Source organism: Mesorhizobium sp. Root157 (assembly GCF_001427385.1).
GTDB lineage: Bacteria > Pseudomonadota > Alphaproteobacteria > Rhizobiales > Rhizobiaceae > Mesorhizobium.
The window spans coordinates 1-6,512 of the sequence record NZ_LMGJ01000028.1 but is presented as its reverse complement, the minus strand read 5'-3'; the positions used below and the strand labels follow the sequence as shown (position 1 = coordinate 6,512).

Sequence of the window (6,512 nt, the reverse complement as noted above, 5' to 3'; positions counted from 1 at the left end):
TGGATTATCAAATTACGTGCCAGTTATCAAATTAAGTGCCGGAGCAACCCTCTGAAATGATTGGATGGGCATTCTCATTATTAAGTGCCAAGTGACACCTGCCGTCGCCATAAAAGCAACTGCTTGGGGGTCGGCTATAGGCCCAGCCAGAACGCTGGTAGTTCCCATCTCCAGCGCTTTTTTCAACACATGCATCGTATCGCATGTTCCACCGGACATACAATTGTCGCCATGATCGAGCAGCAACACCGGCCCCTTGCTGAAAGGTAAGGAGAGGGCCCTTTGGATAGATGTAATCAGCGACTCTTCCTCATAAATGAGACTTGCTCGGGCGGCCCAAATCTCGCGGGCGATCGCCTCAGCAGCGGCCTCGCCCACAGGTACGGATTCGGAAACCACGACGACTGACATTCCGGCATCAGGGATATCCGCCAACGGAAACCCGCCAAAGACAGAGACTGCCAATATTTTGTCTTTTCGTTCCATCTCCCTGGCAGCGTCCAGCGCACGTTTCATGGCCCCCGGCGTACGGGTATCCATACACAAGGTACTAGCCAGAAGTGGGATATGACAGAACGTATTGCGGACATGGCTTTCCCCATCCAACAAGCGCGCAAATAAGCGGGCCACCCGCTCTCCAGTCTCGTACATGTCGACATGGGGATATGTTCTAAATCCTATCACGATATCTGCGTTCGCCACCAGTCGCCGCGATATATTGGCATGCAAATCCAATGCGACTCCAATAGGCACGCTAGGCGCTAGTCTCCTCAAACGGTCAAGCAACTCGCCTTCACCATCGTCGTAACTTTCCGTAACCATTGCACCATGCAAATCGAGCAGAATTCCATCACATCCGCCCTGAACAGCCAAAATGACAGCATTCGCCATCTGCTCGAACGCATCATCGCACACGATACCGCTTGGATACGCCGTCGCGAATACGGGTGTCGCAACGATCGCATCTCTTGTTTTTGCGAAGTCCAGAAATGCTCCCATCGCGGTAGCGGATCCTTCCGCTGCAACTTTTGCCTGGGCGCCCCAAGCGGGAGAAAATGACGAAATAGGAGTCTTCAAGGGCGAAAATGTATTCGTTTCATGGCTTATGCGCGCTATGATGAGTTTCATATAGTGATCCCTGTAGTATTCCGCGATCAAATTTTCCAACCCGGATGCCGCATTGGTTGAAGAATTCTGCGTGGAAAGAAATAGCTACGCTTTGAGAATTTTTCCGATCTGCTGCCAATTCCCTGGATTCAGAACGAGCATAACCTTTCCATCCGAGTCACGCTTGAAGGCGATTCGTTGCAGGATTTCGCTCGCGAAAAGGAAACTGTTTGCTTCACGGCTTGCGGAAACTAGCGTTTCTCCAGGCTCAATCCCAAAAATGCTGCACTCGCCGACGGACCTCAAAGTGAGACTGTTTCCAGTTTGACGGATCTCGACCAGTCCTTCGGTCCCGAACTTGAATGTCTGCGACAGTTCAGCCGGTTCGAAGATCGTGGTTTCAGTAGCCCTATAAGGGTCGATGTCGGGAATACTGTTCAACACTGCCGACCACATGGTTTCCGATGCCACGACGGCCAAGTCCGTCGGATGAAGGCTCGGATTTTCTATCTCGGCCGTTGATACCGCGAAAAGAATGTCCCCGTCATTGACCGTGCCGAGCGGTTGTATCATCCGCCCCATGGAGGTGTGGACCTGCACGGCCAGACGGTTCAGTTCGGCATAAGTCAATTTTTGGTTGGTTACCACAACGCTGATGGTCGTGTTGGTGGGATTGCCCACCCGTCGACGCCTTCCCATGATAGAGTTGCGATCAGAGTAAAGCTCGTTCGGAATTTGCGCGAGCAGCTTGTCGATATGCTTGGCGCTTTCGGGTAAGGGTTGCGCGCCCGCGACAACCGCACCCGAACGGTCGACCACCACCCCTACGCTGTTGACCACAGAAAAGGCTGCGATCTTGGTCTCGTCCACTTGTGCAAAAGCACCACCCTGTCCTGAATGAAGCCAAAGTCCGAAATAAGCGCCCTGCATAGTGTTCCTACCAGCGCCTTGGGCACCGAGCGGAAACACGCCTGGCCTAGCGGCTGACAGCGCGGCTCGCCCCAGTCTGTCATCAGGATGATAAGGAGTAAGTCTACGAAGACCGTAGTCATAGATAATAGCGCCTGCGACCGTGGCCAGGTTATTCCAGTGCCCGGAACGATGAGTGTTGTCCTTTAAAGCAGCCGCTACACCAGCGGCAGTGCCAAGGCCGTACCAGGAACCACCTGAAATCGTAATGGCATCGAGGTTGGGAAAATCGTGTCCTTGGCGAAGCCAATCGAGATTATAGGAACCTGGCGCACCTCCACGAACATCGACGGCGCCGACAGCTTTACTAGGAAACCAGAATACCGTTGCGCCCGTAGGGCCTTCAGGATATTCGGCAGTCCCGATGTGAATACCGGGAAAATCAAACTTCAGAACCGAGCCTGTCGGTCCAGTCCGAATAACGAGGTCTGCCTGGTCGGTCAACGGGAATCCCTCCACTTAATCTATAACCTCGGGTCACTACCAGTCGGGCAGCAACCACCCGAGGCATGAACTTTTCCGCGTCGGATCGAGTCTCCAGAATACATAACCTACCCAAATCAGTTAGAGCGCGTTGGACGAGAAGCGAATGTCATCTCAACATAAAATTTATGCTCTGTTCAATCAGTAAGTAGTACGGCAATTCCATACAGATGAACAAGATCGGGAAGCGTCTATCGCCACTCCCAACATATCCGGTCCAATCATGCTCCGCCGCAAAGCGAGTAGACAAACCCGCACCGTCCTGTCGACAGCAATTCTATTTTCAAATATCTCAACAGCTATATGATGATTACAGAGATAAATCGTACAATCAAGGGTATCTATTATAACAATATGAGGATAGCTACTGTTGAAACCCACTCGCCAGCAGTTCGGACACCTGAACACGGCTTTTCGCAAAAGGAGAGGATGTTGCTGCAGCCTGCTACAGGAAAGCAATTGATCGATCCATTTTCGGCGAGATGTGGCATAGTCAGGAAGCCCTCAATTTCCTGAAGATTCGCGGATTGATACGCATAGGCATCGGGCCAAGAGGGGGGATTCTGGAACACCGCTTGAAACAGAATGCCATGAAATGCGTCAAGCTCAAAGCGCAGATTCGACAGTTCTCATTTCAATGTAGCCGGCACCATTGAACCGACGCGTTAATCAGCTATCATCACATCCATTACTACCTATTCTATGTCGCACAGTTCTTGCTGATGCAATTGGCGTAGCCGCTAATTGATCGCCGACAAAATCCATGAGCGGTGCGCCAATAATCCGACGTTGCTCGATATAAGAAGAGGAATTGAAATGAGCGGTCTTGGTGGACTTAATAAATCTCCGAATGGTGTCGTACTTGGTCTCGTACAACTTCAGTTACCGAATGTAGCAACAAAGAAGGATCTCAACGCACAGACTGACAAGATCGTTAGCATGGTCAAGAAGGCACGCAACAATATGCCATCGATGGATTTGGTCGTGTTTCCTGAATATTCGCTACATGGCGCATCAATGAACACCAATCCTGAAATTATGTGTTCGCTTGATGGACCGGAGGTAGCAGCCTTCAAAAGGGCTTGTCTCGACAACGAGATTTGGGGGTGTTTCTCTTTTATGGAGATGAACCCCGACGGCAACCCGTATAATTCGGGGATTATCATCGATGATAACGGCGAGATTCAGCTCTATTATCGTAAGATGCATCCATGGGTTCCCGTGGAGCCATGGGAGCCAGGTAACATTGGAATCCCGGTTTGCGACGGACCAAATGGCAGCAAACTTGCCCTTATCATTTGCCATGATGGCATGTTCCCTGAGATGGCTCGAGAATCGGCATACAAGGGGGCGAATATCATTTTGCGCACTGCTGGCTATACGGCTCCGATCCGTCACGCTTGGCATATAACCAATCAAGCGAATGCCTTTTGCAACCTCGCTTATACAGCCAGTGTTTGCATGGCAGGTACTGATGGCACCTTCAATTCAATGGGTGAAGGAATGATTGTTAATTTTGATGGTCAGCCGATCGTGACTGGCAATGGCATACCAGATGAAATTATTACGGCCGAAGTGCGCCCAGACCTATGCGACGAGGCTCGACGCCTATGGGGCGTAGAGAACAACATCTATCAGTTTGGTCACCGCGGATTTGTCGCGGTGAAGGACGGTGCCCAGGATTGTCCGTATACGTATATGCATGATTTGATTGATGGTCGTTACGCTCTTCAGTGGGAGAGCGAGGTTATGATAACAGATGGTGCCAGTTGCGGTTTCGCGCTCCCTAACCGCCGCTATGAGTCCGCCTGAAAGCAGCCATGGCACGAACAGTGATACCCAATAGACGTCTGAACAACCCTATTGAGCGGCGGGTATGACGGAATGTAGAATCACTTGATCCTTCCGCGTGGCGCGTTTGCTAGAAAGTTACCAGACACCTAAGTCCAAATCCGCAGGACCGAAATCGTCGAGATAAGGCACAATCAAGAGCCTACATAAAATGAGTTCAATCAGCTAGCAAATGCGCTTTCCAGACTCTGTCGGTGCGCTCTGAGAAATACCTTGACAACAATCGAACAAAGAAAATAAGACGACTGGTGTGCAGCGGGTAAGCTGCATGGAATTGGGGTATTTGAAGCCCCCGACGGGCGCGGAAGCGCCGTCGGGGGTTTTTTGTTTTGCGGAGCAGGAGGAGAAACCCGCTATGAAAAAGACTCCATTTTACAACAGCGGCCTCGAATACGGGGCCAAAATGGTTGAACTATTTGGCTACTACCTGCCTTGGGAATACGGTGCCGGACACACGCAAGAACATTTGGGGACGAGAGAAGGCGTGTCCGTATGCGATCTGGATTACATGGCCGAGTTCGTCGTCGAAGGGCCTGACGCGCTTGGCTTCATCCAGATGCTCGCAACCAACGATTTCTCCAAGAAGACCGAAGGCTCGGTGCAATATACAGCCATGTGTGACGAGAACGGTCTGATGATCGACGATTGCACCATCTGGTGCATGGCCCAGAACAAGTACATGATCATCAGCGGCTCCGAGGACGACTATGCATGGGTCTCGAAACAGGCCAAGAGCTACAATGTTACGGTAACCAATGTCACCGACGAGCATACGACGCTCGCCGTGCAAGGGCCGAAGGCCAATCGTGTGCTCCAGCAGTTGACGGACATCGATCTGTCGACGCTCGGCTACTATCGTTTCCGGCCGGCGAAAATCTCGGGCATCGAATGCCTGGTTGCGCGCATGGGGTACACGGGCGAAGCGGGCTTCGAACTCCATTTTGCATCGAAAGACGGGGCGACCATCTGGAACCTGGTCATGAATGCCGGCAAGCAGCATAATATAGTTCCATGTGCCCAGGCCGCACTGGAGAGCTTGCGTCAGGAGGCGGGATATCTCCTGGTGGGCAAGGATCACGATCGCAAGACCAATCCTTTCGAAGCTGGCATCGGGTTCACCGTGAAGTTCTCCAAAGGAGACTTCATCGGAAAGGCCGCCTTGCAGAAAATCGCGCGCGAGGGCGTAAAGCGGCGGATGGTTTGGCTTGATATTCCGTCCGGCGACGTGGCTGAGACTGGAGACAAGATCTTCGTCGGTGATGCTGAGGTCGGCGCTGTAACCAGTGGATCGTTTTCACCCACCAGGAAGCGAGGGACTGCGATGGCCTACGTCAATCCGGGCCATGCGGTTCCCAGCCTGGATGTCCAGATCGCGCTTGCAAACGGCAAGAAGGCTTCCGCGAAGCTGTCCGTCATGCCGTTGTATGATCCCGGCGATACTCGCACGAAAAGCTTTGCGTAATTTGCCCGATGCCGAATCTTCCTCTTTCGGGAGGAAGATTCGGCAAGGGTGATGACCGCAATCACTGTTGAAGTCTCGCGGGCAGACATCGTCGTGCCTATGAGATTTTCTACTTCGTTCTCCCGGGTGTCTTCGTGAACTGATCCATTCAAGCTTAGGTCAAGCGCCTCGAGATAAGTGTAGCGTTTACGCGTCGTTATGGAGCCATCCGCGCCGCGGGACGGGCCGCTCCCCGCTTCTAGTAAGACCATAGCCCTTCAAATCCACAATCAGCCGAGGAAGAATCCCATGGCGGAAGTAAAGAGCGACATCTCGATAGCGCGCGCAGCGAAGAAGAAGCCGATCCAGGAGGTTGGTGCGAAGATCGGCATTCCGAGCGAGCACTTGCTGCCTTACGGGCACGACAAGGCCAAGGTCTCGGCCGACTTCATCAAGTCGGTGCAGAAGAACAAGGACGGCAAGCTGATCCTTGTGACGGCGATCAACCCGACGCCTGCCGGCGAAGGCAAGACGACGACGACGGTTGGTTTGGGCGACGGCCTGAACCGCATCGGCAAGAAGGCGGTGATCTGCATCCGCGAGGCTTCGCTTGGTCCGAACTTCGGCATGAAGGGTGGCGCTGCCGGCGGCGGCTATGCCC

5 protein-coding genes are annotated in these 6,512 nt (G+C 52.7%); 3 read left to right on the top strand and 2 right to left on the bottom strand.

Annotated features, from left to right (window positions below; genetic code table 11):
• Window positions 1–12 precede the first annotated feature (12 nt).
• On the bottom strand, window positions 13–1,167 hold the full coding sequence (locus tag ASD64_RS14135) for a M81 family metallopeptidase (RefSeq protein WP_056106070.1): 1,155 nt from the start codon (window positions 1,165–1,167) through the stop codon (window positions 13–15).
• Window positions 1,168–1,212: 45 nt separating this feature from the next.
• Window positions 1,213–2,520, bottom strand: a complete 1,308-nt coding sequence (locus ASD64_RS20695; RefSeq protein ID WP_162249079.1) for a P1 family peptidase — start codon at window positions 2,518–2,520, stop codon at window positions 1,213–1,215.
• An 855-nt stretch (window positions 2,521–3,375) separates the two neighbouring features.
• On the opposite strand from ASD64_RS20695, the gene ASD64_RS14125 reads away from it, so the two are divergent.
• The 3 genes from ASD64_RS14125 to ASD64_RS14115 form a co-directional block, all read left to right on the top strand.
• Window positions 3,376–4,371: a formamidase gene (locus ASD64_RS14125; protein WP_056106065.1), complete on the top strand. Its 996-nt coding sequence runs from the start codon at window positions 3,376–3,378 to the stop codon at window positions 4,369–4,371.
• A 394-nt stretch (window positions 4,372–4,765) separates the two neighbouring features.
• A complete protein-coding gene (gcvT, locus tag ASD64_RS14120; protein WP_056106063.1) occupies window positions 4,766–5,872 on the top strand; it encodes a glycine cleavage system aminomethyltransferase GcvT in 1,107 nt (368 codons plus the stop codon).
• A 288-nt stretch (window positions 5,873–6,160) separates the two neighbouring features.
• On the top strand, window positions 6,161–6,512 hold a 352-nt coding region (locus ASD64_RS14115; protein WP_156460161.1), incomplete at its 3' end, for a formate--tetrahydrofolate ligase.